Source organism: Peribacillus simplex, assembly GCF_001578185.1.
Classification (GTDB): Bacteria; Bacillota; Bacilli; order Bacillales; family DSM-1321; genus Peribacillus; species Peribacillus simplex_A.
Window position 1 is genome coordinate 4,223,706 of record NZ_CP011008.1, and the last position, 15,022, is coordinate 4,238,727.

Consider the following 15,022-nt stretch of genomic DNA (forward strand, 5'->3'; position numbering starts at 1 on the left):
TACTATTCTATTAAATAAACAGTGAAGTTGCAAAAGCTATGATGAACACGGTCACTGTTTTCAAAACCGTAATCGCAAAGATATCCTTGTAAGATTGACGATGTGTCAGTCCAGTAATGGCAAGCAAGGTAATGACGGCACCATTATGCGGCAGCGTATCCATCCCGCCAGATGCCATCGATGCAATTCGATGAAGCATTTCCGGGGTGATTCCGACACTTTGGGCCACCTGCAAATAGTGACTTCCCATTACTTCTAACGCAATCGAAAGTCCACCGGATGCAGATCCGGTAATCCCTGCCAGCACATTGACGGCGATTGCTTCGGATACGAGCGGATTACCGCTTGCATCGAACACCCAGTTTTGAATGACCGAGAATCCAGGAAGTGTTTTCACCACATTCCCAAAACCAACTTCAGATGCAGTATTGAATATGGCAAGCAATGATCCCATTGCCGCAGCTGTTAATCCACTTGCCAATTTGACCTTGATACGTCCAACATTCAGAAGCATCGCTGCAATAATACCGATTGTCAATGCAACAATCAAAGACCAGGATGAAGTGACTGTGCTTACATCGGCAATGTTGAAAGTTTCCTTCAGCATCGATGCATCATACCAGTGCTTAACCGAAATGGCACTGCGGCTGAAAGCAAAATTAAACGCGACGACAAGGATGAGCGGTACGATGGACAGCCAAAAGTTAGGCAGGTTTTGCTGTTCTGCACTTTCTGGTTCATTAATATGTCCTTCCCCGTAGCCTTCACCATTTGCCACCGCTTGCCTGCGGCGACGTTCTAACCAGAGCATTCCTCCAGTGAATACCATGATCGCGCCAATAATCCCCATTAATGGAGCTGCATAGGTATCTGTTCCGAAATAATTCGTTGGAATGATATTTTGAATCTGAGGTGTTCCAGGAAGAGCATCCATCGTATAAGTGAAAGCGCCTAATGCTATCGTTCCTGGCAATAACCTTTTTGGAATGTCTGCTTCTTTAAAAATTGCAGCTGCAAATGGATAAACGGCGAATGCCACTACAAACAGCGAAACCCCGCCATATGTAAGCGCCGAACAGGCCAGCACTACTGCAAGAATGGCCTGCTTTGAGCCTAGTGATTTTACGATGGTCTTGGCAATGGATGCTGCTGCACCGCTCATTTCCATGACTTTTCCAAATACCGCCCCTAGTAAAAATATCGGAAAAAACGCTTTTATATAGTTAGCAGCAAACGTCATATATGTCTCTGTATAACTCGGCAGCAAATGACCACCAGATAAAATGACCGCCAATAACGTAACAAGCGGCGCTATGATAATGACCGGATAGCCCCGGTAGGCTAAAAAGATTAAAAGTCCCAGCGCCACAACGATGGCTAAAATTTGAATCACCAATACTATTCCCCCTTTTCTTTTCTCCCCTTGCCCCAAAATTATTTCGGAAGCCTATTAGTAGAAACATTAATCTCCTAAATTCCACATTTTTAATTTTTCCGCTTTTACCATCCAAACCTGCCTTCCCCAAGTCAAGCTGAATGATCTTACTAATTGCTTCCCAATTATTGAGAACGCTTTCAACAATCTGTTGAATTACGAAATCCCTTTTCATTTTACGTGGTAACACCATATAAAATGACAGATAGGCCATTCACTAAAGTAATCAAGCAATTCTTGTGCCAACTTAAATTAAATGGAAAAACCTCAACTTTTAAAGCCTTTTCAAACATTTTATTTCCCTTTTAAAAGCTAAAATCCCTTAAAACTGTCAAGGTTTCAATACACATAAGTATAAACTTCAAAAAAGTGTAAGCCTTTTCTTACAACATTTAAATTTCCTCCCATTTTATGTACGGATTTCTTGACACACTCAAATATTGCTAGTGTAAAATAGTCACAAATGTGTGTCTATCTTAAGAGGTGGTTAAAAAGTATTAAAAAGTGCCCTTTGGCTAAAGGGCACTTCAGACTGTAGATAAACTCGATAATACTTGAGTTTGTCTAACGGTTATTTTAGGGTTTGTATAAATTGAACGTTACGTGGAACGTAAGGCACTCGCTTTCCCGCAGGAGCTCGCACACCCGTTCCAATCTACTTTATTAAAAATTTAGATAGTATCCTTTGGCAAAAGGATACTTTTCAACAGTCATAAACCATATTTATTCATTTTTTCATACAGTGTTGTTCGGCTCACACCGAGTCTCTTTGCCGTTTCTGATTTATTACCAGAAGTCATTTCCAAACATGAAACGATTGCAGCCCGTTCGGTTTCATCCATCACTTCAGCTAAAGTGCGGATTGAAACTGACTCTTTATGACCCGTTATTTCTTTAGGGAGTTGCTTGGAACGTATCATTTCCCCTTCTTCAACAATATTCATTGCACGTTCAATGATATTCTCCAGCTCACGAATATTACCCGGCCATTTATAAAGGCGAAGCAGCCGTAATGCTTGATCACTCAGCCCCGTTACGCGTTTTTTCATGAGGTTCTGGTACTTTTCAACAAAATGATTTACAAGTATTTCAATGTCCTCTGGTCGCTCCCTCAAGGAAGGAACCTGGATTTGCAAGACCTTCAGCCGGTAATACATATCAAGTCGGAATTCCCCTTTCGAGACCATTTCCTCCAGATTACGGTTTGTTGCAGCGATTACCCGTACATCAATCGGAATGCTTCCCGTCGAGCCGACCCTCTCAATCTCTTTTTCTTGTAAAACACGGAGCAGCTTCACCTGCATATGCAGTGGCAGCTCACCGATTTCATCGAGAAAAATCGTACCGCCTTCAGCCGCTTCGAACTTACCTGCTTTTCCGCCTTTTTTGGCACCAGTGAAAGAACCCTCTTCATAGCCAAAAAGCTCTGACTCCAGCAGCTCTGCCGGGATGGCGGCACAGTTCACTTTGACAAACACACCCATGGCCCGTCTGCTGTCATTATGGATGGAATGGGCAAACAGCTCCTTCCCTGTTCCGCTTTCGCCCAAAATCAACACATTTGAGTCGCTTTTAGCGGCAATTTTTGCTTGACCTTTTACTTCCATGAAAGCAGGACTACTTCCCATCAGATGATCAAATGTATATGAGGCCTTATTTCTCTCGCGAAAATCGCCTTTGTACTTTTTCAGCTCTACTTCAAGTGAATTTATCCGTTTGGAAAGAGCGGTAAATTGCCCGACATTCTTAAAAAGAATCTTACCGACCGCCCCTATCAATTTCCCTTGTTTCCTTATCGGGGAGCGGGTCGCAATTATATAATTATCTTTAATTTTCTGTAATTCAGCGACCTCTTGCTTACCGGTTTTGGCGACCACATGCATACGGGTGTTTTCAATGACCTCCGTTACATGTTTCCCTATTGAGCTTTCCTGTTCGACGCCAAGAAAATCCGCATAAGCGTGGCTCAGCATTTGGACATACCCTTCCGTATCGACCATCACCAAGCCGTCATAGGCAAATTCGATAATATCCTTAAACAGCAGTTCTTCATGATTATCGACATTAAGAAAATCACTTTTATTATTTGTAAACAATAGGAGATAAATCTGATATTCCTCATCACCCATTTGAACGATTGCTTTTCTGATAATCCCATTATTACCGTTCAAACGAATCGGAGTATTTACGGCTGGTACAAGGTTTTTTTCTAAAATCAAATGTATTTGCAGATCAAATTGATTCTCCGCAAAAGCCTCGGATAATACGCGATTGCAGAGAACGATTTCTGTTTCGTTTTTCATTACCAAAACACCAAAAGGCAATTCTTCCAATATCGCTTTCACTAATTCGAATTGAACAGTTTTATTATCGCTGACCATTCCTATTCTCCTTAACCCGTCTGAAGTTTCCTCCATTATATCATAGGAAAATGGGGCCAAGTCATTACCGTTCCACAATCAGCGCAGTTCCCTGTCCGCCACCGATACATAAGGTAGCAAGGCCTGTTTTTGCATCCCTAAGTTTCATTTCATACAATAAAGTCACTAAAATCCGGGCACCGGAAGCACCTACAGGATGACCCAGAGCAATCGCCCCGCCATTTACATTCACTTTCTCCGGCTTCAACTCAAGGTCCTTAAGCACAGCGAGTGACTGTGCCGCAAAGGCTTCGTTCACTTCCATCAAATCAATATCATCTATTGTCAATCCCGCTTTTGCCAAAGCTTTTCTTGTCGCAGGCACTGGACCGTAACCCATGATTTTCGGATCAAGCGCGGCGTTTGCATATGACTTAATTGTTGCTAACGTCTCCAGTCCCAGCTCGTCCGCTTTTTCTTTAGACATTAGGACTAACATCGCACCCCCATCATTGATTCCGGATGCATTTCCTGCCGTAACCGTTCCATTTTCCTTAAAAGCAGGACGCAGCTTCGTTAGCTGGTCTATCGTCAGCCCATGACGCGGGTGTTCATCTTGGTCCACCAAGATCGTCTTTCCTCTGCGTTTATATTCAACAGGCACGATTTCATCTGCAAATCGTCCTTCAAGCTGGGCCTTTTCAGCCTTTCTTTGGCTATCTAAAGCAAATTCGTCCTGCTTTTCACGGCTGATTTCCCACTGCTCGGCGATATTCTCCGCAGTCACGCCCATATGATATTGATTAAAAACATCCGTTAAGGCGTCATATGTCATGGAATCGACTGCTTCACCATTACCCATTTTCTGTCCAAAACGATAATTTGGAAGTAAATATGGAGCATTGCTCATGCTTTCAATACCCCCGGCGAGAATCACATCTGCATCACCAAGGGCAATGAATTGTGCCCCCATTATTACCGTACGGAGGCCAGATCCGCAAAGTTTATTAACGGCCATGGCCGGCGTTGTTTCCGGAATCCCTGCATGAATCGCAACCTGACGTGCCACATTTTGCCCTAAACCAGCAGATAGAATATTCCCAATCAATACCTCATCGATCATGTCAGCCGAGATATTTGCCCGCTTAATCGCTTCCCTAGCTGCCACAACTCCCAATTCAACCGCTGAAACATTGGCAAGACTGCCTCCAAACGCACCAACTGGTGTTCTTGCTGCCCCTACAATCACTACTTCTCTCATAATACTTCCTCCTTCTCCATTTTTAATTTTCCCAGTTTAATAAAATGACGGTCCCTCTCATTGATTTTCTGGGAAACGGTAGATTCTTCATACGTAAAAATCCCTTCTCCCGACTTCGTCCCAAGCTTTCCCTTAGCAACCAAATCACGAATCAAATCAGGCGCTCCCTTGCTCTGATCCAATACTGGTGAAACATTATCGAAAACGCGCTGCCATGTATCCAGTCCGCCAAAATCAGCAATCTCGATCGGCCCGGTAAATGCCCATCGAAAACCTGGTCCAGCCGTTATCGCTGTATCGATATCCTCAGCATCGGCAACGCCCTCTTTTAATAGATAAAAGGCTTCCCGCATCAAGGCAGTCTGGAGACGATTGGCAATGAACCCTGCTATTTCTTTTTTCAGGAGAATCGGAGACTTGCCGATTTTACGCATTAAATCCATTGTTGCCTTGACTATTTCCGGCTTTGTTTCGTCATGCTGAACAATTTCAACCAATGGAACCAAATGGCCAGGATTAAAGAAATGCGTGATGACCATTCTGTCCGCAAACGAGGCGTTCCCCATCAATTGAGAAATCGGAAAGGTCGATGTATTTGAAGCAACAATGGCATCCGGTTTGATCATTTCCTCCATTTGCTCATATAGATTTAACTTCAGCTCGATGACTTCCGGAATGGCCTCAATGATAAAATCAGCATCCCTTACCGCCCCTTTCAAATCTACACTGTATGTTATATTCGCTAAAGCGGCTTGCTTTTCCTCATCAGTCAAAACCCCTTCCTCAATGAGCAATGATAGATTCTCAGAAATTCGATTTTGGGCATGATATAGCAATTCTTCCTTTATATCGTTAATGGTCACGAAATACCCGCTTACTGCAAATGACTGTGCGATCCCGCTTCCCATTACACCTGAACCGATAATGGCAACTTTTTTAATCATCCAGCTTCCCCTTTCCGTTTCAATCACCTGTATTTACTCACCTTTTTATATATGCAATATTTATGCCAACGATAAGGGGAAATAAAAATCTTTTTTTATCCAGAAAATCATGATAGACTCTTACTCATTAACCTAAACCATATTTTTATAACCTTCCCTTTATATTTCCGATTGAGCTTACCTTGTGAATATTCCCTGCTTACTATATAAAATGACAGACCTGGACCATTACATTTTTTATTGGAGGAATGTAAAATGGTTAAAGATAAAGTGGCGATAATTACCGGATCTGCTAGAGGAATCGGCTTTGAGATTGGAAAGATATTTGCTGAAAATGGCGCAAAGGTCGTTTTGTCCGACCTTGATCAAAACACAGTTGAAAAAGCCGCTTTAGACCTAAGGAACAAAGGCTTGGAAGTTATCGGCTTAAAAGCAGACGTAACAAGTGAAGAGGATATTATCCAGCTAATCAAACAAGCTAAAGACAAATACGGACGAATAGACATTTTCATCAATAACGCCGGCCTTCAGCATGTTGCACCAATTGAAGAGTTTCCAACTGAAAAATTCGAACTGATGATCAAAATCATGCTGACCGCCCCATTCATTTCAATTAAGAACGTTTTGCCCATCATGAAAGAACAAGGCTTCGGCAGAATCATCAACATCTCTTCCATTAACGGTCTGATTGGATTTGCCAACAAGGCAGCATACAATAGTGCAAAACACGGTGTAATCGGATTAACGAAAGTCGCCGCCTTGGAAAGCGCCTCTTTTGGCATTACCGTCAATGCCCTTTGCCCGGGATACGTAGACACACCACTCGTCCGCGGTCAACTGGAGGATCTGGCGAAAACAAGACAAGTACCATTAGAAAGCGTTTTGGAAGAGGTCATCTATCCACTTGTCCCGCAAAACCGCTTACTTGATGTAAGTGAAATTGCCGACTACGCCATTTTCCTCGCAAGCGACAAAGCACGGGGCATCACAGGCCAGGCAGTCGTGTTAGATGGCGGATATACAGCACAATAAGTCGAAAATGCATCTGCAAACGAAATAAAGCCCGAATAAAACGACACCAAAAAGGTGCTCTTTATTCGGGCTTTTTTGTCTTCATGGAATTGTGGAAAAATTTGGTGGTGTAAAGAATTCGCTCATGTTACAGTAATATAGGGATATTTCCCATTTTACAAATACAAAAGGAGGCCTTGTCATGATTATTAAGTGGGTTAGACTGAATAATTAAGGGGCAGGCCAATCATATGCTCCGGGAAGCATTTATTGATCTTCGCCATGGTAACGGCTATTAGATAATATTTAATACGGAGGTAAAAAACATGAGTGAACAGATACTGAAAATAAATAACGTGGATATATGTACAGAAAGTTTTGGAAACCCAAAGAACCCTGCTGTGCTTTTGATCATGGGGGCAATGTCTTCATTAGACTGGTGGGATGAGGACTTCTGTCACCGCCTCGCTGATTCGGGGAGGTTTGTCATTCGGTACGATCATCGGGATCTGGGGCGATCGGTCATTTATGAACCGGGTACCTCCAACTATACAATAACGGACATGGCTGACGATGCCGCGGGTGTCCTGGATGCTTATTCCATAGAGCGGGCTTCTATCGTCGGAATGTCGCTAGGCGGTATGATCGGCCAGATTCTTGCCTTGAGATATCCGGAACGCGTAAACACGCTTACGTTAATTGCATCAAGTGTGTTCGGGACTGTAATGGAAAAACTGCCTCCAATGGACCAGAGCATATTGGATCACCATGCAAAGAGTGCTTTCATGGATTGGTCAAATCGGGAGGCGGCCATCGCTTTTCTTGCAGATGGATGGAAAACTTTAGCCGGTTCCAAACCTTATGAGCAGGAAAGAATGTATAAACTGGCAAAAAGAGAGGCGGAACGCGCCAAACAACTACCAAGCAGATTTAATCATGCCATGCTTGCTGGCGGAGACGAATATTTTGATAGAATGGGTGAGATATCCGTACCTGCCCTCATCATTCATGGCACAGAAGATCCAGCCTTGCCATACGAGCACGGGCTTGCTCTTGTAAAAGCCATACCTCATGCTGAATTAGTGACCCTTGATGGATCAGGACATGAGATTCATAGTGAAGATTGGGATGAAATTATCGATTCAGTTATAAAGCTTACTTCTCGATAAATTAGTAAGTTGCAAAATTAGCCATTATGTAAGGTGGCTGCCTTTTTATACTTACAAAATTGGAAAATGAATAATCCTAGTATGATTAAAGAAAAATGTAGGTTTACCACGTTATCGATATCCCTAATAAAAGCCCAGTTTCCAGAAATTGGGCTCCCTTTTATTAAGGCTGTTTTCACATACTTTGTTGCTATTTACCAGGTAGTGAGTTGTGATTGATTTCCCCTCCAGATGCTCGCTTTCCTTGGTGCGGGCGGTTTGCCTCCTCGGCGTAAACGCCTGTGGGGTCTCACCTGTCCCGCTGCTCCCGCAGGAGTCTCGCACTTCCGCTCCAATCAACCTTAAATAGTTTCGTTTTAAACGTATTGAACTAACCATTTTAAGTTAAGTAAACACAGCATAGAACAAAAACTTGATAGAGTAATTGAGCTACTTGAAAATGATTAAAGAGAATAATGTCTTTTATGATTTCCAATTCATTTGTTCCCACACTTTGTTTATGCGACACAAAAGACATGTTCCCCATAAAGACAGTTCCAATCTTAAGCTACCCCCGTTAGCTTAAGAAGAAAAAACACCTTAGTTGGCATTTTTCGGCACAGTAAATTTGCTGGTTTATGAACTTTCAATGGAGATTTTCTTCATTAATCGTTTTAATTTATCTTCTGTAGCTGTTCCATCTACTGGTGTATAGATACTGCACCTTAAGTCCATGTCCCCCTGGACTTTAAGAGAAGTTAAATTAAACAACATCTTTCCGGCTTTAGCATGTCTAAATTCAATCATCATTTCTGGAGCTTTACTCACTTGACTTTCTTGCCATAAAGACTGAAATTCCGGGTGAGAATTACTCATTTCCTTAATAAATAGGTTATACCATTCATCACCTAAGTAGTGACCATAATAGGCACGGAAAATGGAAAGAAACCCCTTAACAAAATGCTCCCAATTCACAGCTAATGCTTTTAATTCTTTTCTTGTAAATACTAGATGGATCAAATTTCGTTGATCATCCGGGAGTTGTTCAAAATCTAAAAAAACATGTGCAGCAGCATTGTTCCAGCCTACAATATGACAATGTCGATCTGTAATGATAGTAGGACAGTACATCAACTCAGCTAAAATTCTTTCCAAAGAAGGACTAAGTTTTGGCTGATCCTTCTTTCGATCAATAATGGGTGATTTCACTTCTAAAGCTAAATCATATAGATACTCTCGTTCATCATTATTTAATTGAAGAGCTGTAGATATGCAATCCAATACGCTTGTAGAGACCTTTATATCCCGACCTTGCTCCAGCCACGTATACCAAGTAGTACTAACTCCAGCCAAATGTGCAACTTCTTCTCTTCGTAAGCCAGGTGTTCTTCTCCGTGTACCAGCAGGTATACCGATAGATTCAGGCTTTATTTGGGATCGCTTCGTTTTTAAAAATGAAGACAAAGCTTCAAGTCTGTTTTTATCATCCATTTCTAAAACCTCCATCATAACATTTAACTTAGTAGTTATTATACCAGGATAAACACTCACTTGTAATAGGATAATCCCGAAGTATAATACAAATATACTATTCATTTGGAGTGATGAAAAATGGAAAGAGTCGTTATTACCGGAATGGGAGTAGTCTCTCCTATTGGAAACAACGTAGATAAATTTTGGAGAAATCTGACTGAGGGGAAATCGGGCATTTCCTCTATTGATACATTTGACGTAAGCAATCATAAAGCAAAAATTGCAGGAATTATTCGTGATTTTAATGCAGATGATATTTTAGGAAAAAATGAAGCCCGACGTCTAGATCGCTTTTCTCAATTTGCTTTGGCTGCTGCTGAACAAGCCTGGACTGATTCTAATTTAGATATTGATGATATCAATCTTGAAAGACTTGGCGTATATGTTGGTTCGGGGATAGGAGGAATTGAAACATTGATTGATAATGTGGATACTCTTCGAGAAAAAGGTCCAAGACGAGTTAGTCCAACCCTGGTACCTGCCATGATTTCAAATGCTGCCGCAGCCCAAATTAGTATTAAGTGGAACGCAATGGGACCTACTATGTCACCTGTTTCTGCTTGTGCGATCGGAAATACAGCTATTGGTGAGGCATTCAGACTTATTCGCTTTGGAGAAGCAGATGCCGTTTTTGCAGGAGGAGCAGAGGCAGCTATAACAGATTTATCTTTAGCTAGTTTTGGTAATGCTACAGCATTATCAACGAGAAACGATAATCCAACTAAAGCTAGCCGTCCTTTTGATGTAAATCGAGATGGGTTTGTCATGTCAGAAGGAGCAGGAATTTTAATCTTGGAATCTTTGTCTCACGCTTTACAAAGAGATGCAAAAATTTATGCAGAAGTCATTGGGTATGGTGCGAGTTCTGATGCCTATCATATGGTAGCTACACACCCAGAAGGTAAAGGAGCCTATCTTGCAATGAAAATGGCTTTGAAAAATGCAAAAGTTTCTCCTGAAGAGATTGATGTTATTAGCGCTCATGCAACAAGTACAGAAGTGGGAGATCGATCTGAAACACTGGCCATTAAAAAACTATTTGAATCAAAAGCTTATCAAATCCCAATAACAGCTAATAAATCTATGCTTGGTCACATGTTAGGAGCAGCAGGAGGCGTGGAAGCAATTGCCTTGGCAAAAAGTTTAAAGGAAGGAATTATTCCTCCAACCATCAACTTAGAAAAGCCTGATTCATTATGTGATTTAGATTATGTACCAGGTGTTGCTCGTAAAGTGGAAATAAGTATTGGTCTATCCAATTCATTCGGTTTTGGAGGTCATAATGCAGCTATCGTTTTAAAAAAATACGAGTGAATTAAATTTCGCTCGTATTTTTTTCATTAAAATTAAAGATCCTCAAGAGAACCTTTAGTTAGTAATGGGGCTTATAAACTTTGTGCCCCTATTCCTATTTTCTTTAATAAATAAATTAATTGCTCTTTCTCTTCGTTAGTAATGAATGAAACATTTTCTGAGATTGTTGCAACGTGTTTTGGGAAAATCTTGTCAAAAAGTGCTTTTCCTTCTTCCGTTATGACGACATTAGAAGCCCTTCTATCATTAGGGTTTGGTTGTCTTTCTACAAACCCTTTCTTTTCTAACTTATCTACGACATAGGTGATACTTCCACTTGGAATAGAGAACGTCTCACTGATCTTTTGGACAGGATGCGGACCTTTACTGTAAAGCAATTCAAGAATCATAAAATTTTCCCTACTAATATTATGACTTTCAATATCTTTCAGTACGTTTTCAGCAACAGCTTGGGAAGCTTTCAGCCAAACACGTAACAACCTCAAATCCAACTGACTTTGTTCATCTCCTTGATACATTCATCGAACCTCCTATTACAATAATTTTTAAAATTCAATTTAGGTTATCTTGGTTTTCTGTATAAAGGATAATCAACTTCAACTGGAATTTCTATTAGCAGCATCCGAAGTTCTTCACCTTTAGGCTGAATGGTAAAGCTTTCAACTTTCTCTGATTGAATAATGATGAAATCCTTATTATCAAATGAAACCTCCAATTCATCAATAACACCGCCATTACCTCTAATAGCTAAACCAGCTAGTGTCCGATTAGGTGAAAGAGCATAATTATAGATTGTACCATTTCCAAGTTCAACATCGTACATTTTGGCATCTGTCACGAGATTGATTGGTGAATGTTCACCTAATATCGTCTTAATCATTACACCGTTTTCCGAAGTGATTGGGAAATCTTCATGCACGTATTTTGAGTAAGCGGGTGTTCGCTTTATGGCTTTGCTTAAGTGCGGCTCGAACCAAATTTGAAACCCTTCTGACGGCTCAAGAAGAGATTCGGCATGTTGCACACCTGAGCCGGTTTGCATCACCTGAACACCACCAGCACCTACTTCGCTAATCGTACCAAGCGTATCCTGGTGACGACCTCTCCCCTTAATGTTGTAGCTTAATATCTCAAAACCTTGATGAGGATGAAAACCAATACCACCTTCGCCCTCAGATTTTGCCCATGCCCAGTAAAATAATGGTCCTAGCCTATTTATTAGTGATCCTTCTCCAGAAAAGCCAATGGGTTTTTGTTCTATTATTTTACCGCCATCAAACTGCCCAAACGCCTGATCCTGTGGTTTAATAATTTTAATATCCATTCTAATTCCTCCTTTATGTTAATAATTAAAGCAATGAGCCAAAATTTATAAGTAATACAATTAATCCAAGAATTAATAAAACAATCGGCATCATCATTTTGCTTACAGAATCTTTAATTTTGATGTGTGTGAAAATTGCCCCAAGCATTGTCCCAACAATAAATAAACCACCCCACGCAGCTAACTTATCATTCCAAATACCTGAGATAACTAGTACTGCTCCAATAACTTCAACAAGACCTGTAAATATCCTAAAACCTCCTGGATACCCATAACGCCCAAATTCATCCACCATTTGCTTTGAACCGAACTTCATAAATCCAAACATTAGGAATCCTAATCCTAAAATGCTTTGAAGAATAATTGATAAAACAGTCATTTATTTTCTCTCCCTTTAACCTAATATTATTTATCCTAAACTTAGTGCTTTTTTATCCTAACATTAGGATAAGTCTTGTGTCAACAAAAAAAAAACAACCCGATTTATGGTTATTGGGTTGTTTTTTATCTACTATTCAAATTGTTTCTTCTTCAACTATCCTGCCCCTTTAGCTCATAAGAAAAAGAGCTGCCAAAGCAACTCCTTTATTTAAGTGGGTTGATGTGGGATACACCAATCGAATCCTCGCTTGAATTAAAGTGTGACAATAATCGGACCATCTTTAGTAAGGATAATAGTATGTTCCAATTGAGCTACATAGCTTTTTTCTGTAGCATATGTCCAACCGTCTTCTTTTTGGAGCACTTCTTCTTCAAAGGTTGAGATAAATGGTTCGAATGCGATAACCATCCCTTCCTTTAATATTTCATTATCCCATGGATCATAATAATTGCAAATATGGTCAGGTGCTTCGTGTATTCTACGTCCAACACCATGTCCTGTAAGGTTTTTGATAACAGTGAATCCATGCTGTCTCGCTGTTTCGAATACTGCTTTTCCGATTCTGCTTTTTTTAGAACCGGGTTTTGCTTTCTTAAGACCTGCTTCAAATGCCTTTTTAGCAACATCGCATATTTTCGTTAATACTTCTTCTCCTTCTCCTACCACAAATGAGATTCCTGTATCTGCAAAATAACCGTTCTTTGAGGCAGATACATCTATATTTACTAGATCCCCTTCATGAATAACCCGATGACCCGGAATACCATGTGCCACTTCTTCATTAAGACTAATGCAGGTATAGCCAGGAAAATCATATACACCTTTTGGAGCTGACACTGCACCTGCTTTTTCTAAAAGTCCTCCGGCTATATCATCAAGTTCTTTGGTCGTTATGCCAGGAATTGTCCTTTGTACCAATTCATCTCTAATGGAGGCAATAATTTTGCCAATTTCCTTCAAACCATTAAAATCTTCTTCTGTTTTTGCAATCATTTTTATCCTACCTCATTATCTTTTATCATTAATAAGCTATATAAGTATTAATTGTACCTTTATTTTCTCGAAAAATAAAAGCAATGTAAAATATTTGGTACAATCCCCCTCGCCTGAATTATTCTTCGATCAAGGAATAGACTACAAAAGGATCTAGTACATATGACTATACATTAATTGGATTTACCTTCCACTTTTCTTATAGAACTAATCTGCCCCCGTTAGTGCCATAAGAAAAAGGCATAAATCCTTCCTGCTGAATCAATGCCTTCACTTTTTGAAATTAACTTTACTATTATTTTTTTTAGTTAACATATAGCTTTGTTTTATCATTTCGTAAATGGCTTCCTTTGGAACAGTACCGTCAAGTATTATCGAATTCCAATGGTCCTTATTAAGATGAAATGCCGGAACTACCGAATGGTAAATCTGACGCCAATAATCTAAAAAACCGGGATCACATTTCACATTAATCCAAATATGGCCATCTTTTTCAAATATCCACGCAAACACTTTCTTGTTATCTATATGTCGCATTAACGTCCAATTCTTATCACGAAATGGATAATCTTCATATGTATTACCCATTCCCAAACAGTAACCGATAGCTCCCTCTCTATTTTTCATTTTAACCTCTTCTCTAACATAATAACTTGCTAGTTTTTAATAAAGCTGCATCCTTAATTATAACCCCTGGACGCTTTATTGCACTAACTGCCCCGTTAGTTCCTTAAGGAAAAAGCGCCTTAAAGGCAGCTTCGATCTTAAGCTATCGCATCTGTCAGTTAATTAAGCGATAAATATTACTAATAGCCCATATTATAATTAAGACCCAAATCAATAATATTATTGAGCCGACTATCCAATTCTTCGGCTTACCGTTTTTCATCATTTCCTCTGCCTTAACTTCACAGTCGGTTAATACACTCTTTGGAATCATCTTTAATGCAATCATTATCCCTATTGGAACGAGAATTACATCGTCTAAGTAGCCAAGAATGGGTATAAAATCTGGGATTAGATCAATCGGACTGAATGCATAAGCAACAACACAAGCTGTAAATACCTTTGTATACCAAGGCATCCGTTCATCTTTACAAGCAAAGTAAAGGATAAAAATCTGTCGTTTTAAATTTCTCGCCCAAGTCTTTATTTTGTTAAACATTTTATCTCCTATAATAGTAATGATTTTATTTTCATTATAACAAAATGAAATTTACTAAAGATTGTTTTGTACTAATCTTCCCCGATATAGACAGCTCTGACCTTAGCTCTAGCACCCGCTGCTTAATAACGAGATGTTTTTTTAGCAGGGTT

General features: G+C 40.1%; 14 protein-coding genes and 1 pseudogene. 4 read left to right on the forward strand and 11 right to left on the reverse strand.

Annotated elements, in window-relative coordinates; translation table 11 throughout:
* Positions 1 to 10: 10 nt before the first annotated feature.
* The 4 genes from UP17_RS19725 to UP17_RS19740 all read right to left on the reverse strand — a co-directional run bounded on the left by UP17_RS19725 (position 11) and on the right by UP17_RS19740 (position 6,000).
* Complete coding sequence (locus tag UP17_RS19725; RefSeq protein WP_061464624.1) at positions 11 to 1,396, reverse strand: GntP family permease; 1,386 nt, start codon at positions 1,394 to 1,396, stop codon at positions 11 to 13.
* A gap of 749 nt (positions 1,397 to 2,145) precedes the next feature.
* Positions 2,146 to 3,816, reverse strand: coding sequence for a sigma-54 interaction domain-containing protein (locus tag UP17_RS19730; protein ID WP_061464625.1), 1,671 nt, complete (start codon positions 3,814 to 3,816; stop codon positions 2,146 to 2,148).
* Between the two features lie 64 nt (positions 3,817 to 3,880).
* On the reverse strand, positions 3,881 to 5,056 hold the full coding sequence (locus tag UP17_RS19735; RefSeq protein WP_061464626.1) for an acetyl-CoA C-acetyltransferase: 1,176 nt from the start codon (positions 5,054 to 5,056) through the stop codon (positions 3,881 to 3,883).
* Positions 5,053 to 6,000 carry a 3-hydroxyacyl-CoA dehydrogenase family protein gene (locus tag UP17_RS19740; RefSeq protein WP_061466186.1) on the reverse strand — a complete coding sequence of 316 codons (948 nt, stop codon included), beginning with the start codon at positions 5,998 to 6,000 and terminating at the stop codon, positions 5,053 to 5,055. Before UP17_RS19740 ends, UP17_RS19735 begins: the two co-directional genes overlap by 4 nt.
* Before the next feature lie 255 nt (positions 6,001 to 6,255).
* Between UP17_RS19740 and UP17_RS19745 the strand changes: the two genes are divergently transcribed.
* The 3 genes and pseudogenes from UP17_RS19745 to UP17_RS29595 form a co-directional block, all read left to right on the forward strand.
* Positions 6,256 to 7,032 (forward strand): 3-hydroxybutyrate dehydrogenase, encoded by a 777-nt coding sequence (locus UP17_RS19745; protein ID WP_061464627.1) that lies wholly within the window; start codon positions 6,256 to 6,258, stop codon positions 7,030 to 7,032.
* Between the two features lie 305 nt (positions 7,033 to 7,337).
* On the forward strand, positions 7,338 to 8,180 hold the full coding sequence (locus UP17_RS19750; protein WP_061464628.1) for a CBF family alpha/beta fold macrolide esterase: 843 nt from the start codon (positions 7,338 to 7,340) through the stop codon (positions 8,178 to 8,180).
* A 387-nt stretch (positions 8,181 to 8,567) separates the two neighbouring features.
* Positions 8,568 to 8,627 (forward strand): annotated as a pseudogene (locus UP17_RS29595) (DUF4083 family protein); the annotation flags it as partial.
* A gap of 168 nt (positions 8,628 to 8,795) precedes the next feature.
* On the opposite strand, the gene UP17_RS19755 reads toward UP17_RS29595, so the two are convergent.
* Positions 8,796 to 9,650 carry a helix-turn-helix transcriptional regulator gene (locus UP17_RS19755; RefSeq protein WP_061464629.1) on the reverse strand — a complete coding sequence of 285 codons (855 nt, stop codon included), beginning with the start codon at positions 9,648 to 9,650 and terminating at the stop codon, positions 8,796 to 8,798.
* Between the two features lie 120 nt (positions 9,651 to 9,770).
* Here UP17_RS19755 and fabF point away from each other — a divergent pair, with 120 nt between their 5' ends.
* Positions 9,771 to 11,006 carry a beta-ketoacyl-ACP synthase II gene (gene fabF, locus UP17_RS19760; protein WP_061464630.1) on the forward strand — a complete coding sequence of 412 codons (1,236 nt, stop codon included), beginning with the start codon at positions 9,771 to 9,773 and terminating at the stop codon, positions 11,004 to 11,006.
* Positions 11,007 to 11,077: 71 nt separating this feature from the next.
* Here the strand turns inward: fabF and UP17_RS19765 are convergent, their stop codons facing one another.
* From UP17_RS19765 to UP17_RS19790, 6 genes are all read right to left on the reverse strand, one after another.
* Entirely contained in the window at positions 11,078 to 11,524 is a 447-nt protein-coding gene (locus tag UP17_RS19765) for a MarR family winged helix-turn-helix transcriptional regulator (protein WP_061464631.1), read from the reverse strand.
* A gap of 44 nt (positions 11,525 to 11,568) precedes the next feature.
* Positions 11,569 to 12,330, reverse strand: coding sequence for a pirin family protein (locus tag UP17_RS19770; protein WP_061464632.1), 762 nt, complete (start codon positions 12,328 to 12,330; stop codon positions 11,569 to 11,571).
* Positions 12,331 to 12,355: 25 nt separating this feature from the next.
* A complete protein-coding gene (locus UP17_RS19775) occupies positions 12,356 to 12,709 on the reverse strand; it encodes a DoxX family protein (RefSeq protein ID WP_081108899.1) in 354 nt (117 codons plus the stop codon).
* 255 nt (positions 12,710 to 12,964) lie between these two features.
* Positions 12,965 to 13,705: a type I methionyl aminopeptidase gene (gene map / locus UP17_RS19780; protein WP_061464633.1), complete on the reverse strand. Its 741-nt coding sequence runs from the start codon at positions 13,703 to 13,705 to the stop codon at positions 12,965 to 12,967.
* A gap of 270 nt (positions 13,706 to 13,975) precedes the next feature.
* On the reverse strand, positions 13,976 to 14,332 hold the full coding sequence (locus UP17_RS19785; RefSeq protein ID WP_061464634.1) for an MmcQ/YjbR family DNA-binding protein: 357 nt from the start codon (positions 14,330 to 14,332) through the stop codon (positions 13,976 to 13,978).
* 154 nt (positions 14,333 to 14,486) lie between these two features.
* On the reverse strand, positions 14,487 to 14,870 hold the full coding sequence (locus tag UP17_RS19790) for a YkvA family protein (RefSeq protein ID WP_061464635.1): 384 nt from the start codon (positions 14,868 to 14,870) through the stop codon (positions 14,487 to 14,489).
* Positions 14,871 to 15,022 lie beyond the last annotated feature (152 nt).

Coding starts and splice junctions, on each gene's coding strand:
- UP17_RS19740 (WP_061466186.1), bottom strand. CDS start 6,000: ATGATTAAAAAAGTTGCCATTATCGGTTCAGGTGTAATGGGAAGCGGG.
- UP17_RS19775 (WP_081108899.1), bottom strand. CDS start 12,709: ATGACTGTTTTATCAATTATTCTTCAAAGCATTTTAGGATTAGGATTC.
- UP17_RS19765 (WP_061464631.1), bottom strand. CDS start 11,524: ATGTATCAAGGAGATGAACAAAGTCAGTTGGATTTGAGGTTGTTACGT.
- UP17_RS19745 (WP_061464627.1), top strand. CDS start 6,256: ATGGTTAAAGATAAAGTGGCGATAATTACCGGATCTGCTAGAGGAATC.
- UP17_RS19735 (WP_061464626.1), bottom strand. CDS start 5,056: ATGAGAGAAGTAGTGATTGTAGGGGCAGCAAGAACACCAGTTGGTGCG.
- UP17_RS19785 (WP_061464634.1), bottom strand. CDS start 14,332: ATGAAAAATAGAGAGGGAGCTATCGGTTACTGTTTGGGAATGGGTAAT.
- UP17_RS19750 (WP_061464628.1), top strand. CDS start 7,338: ATGAGTGAACAGATACTGAAAATAAATAACGTGGATATATGTACAGAA.
- UP17_RS19755 (WP_061464629.1), bottom strand. CDS start 9,650: ATGGATGATAAAAACAGACTTGAAGCTTTGTCTTCATTTTTAAAAACG.
- UP17_RS19730 (WP_061464625.1), bottom strand. CDS start 3,816: ATGGTCAGCGATAATAAAACTGTTCAATTCGAATTAGTGAAAGCGATA.
- UP17_RS19790 (WP_061464635.1), bottom strand. CDS start 14,870: ATGTTTAACAAAATAAAGACTTGGGCGAGAAATTTAAAACGACAGATT.
- UP17_RS19770 (WP_061464632.1), bottom strand. CDS start 12,330: ATGGATATTAAAATTATTAAACCACAGGATCAGGCGTTTGGGCAGTTT.
- fabF (WP_061464630.1), top strand. CDS start 9,771: ATGGAAAGAGTCGTTATTACCGGAATGGGAGTAGTCTCTCCTATTGGA.
- map (WP_061464633.1), bottom strand. CDS start 13,705: ATGATTGCAAAAACAGAAGAAGATTTTAATGGTTTGAAGGAAATTGGC.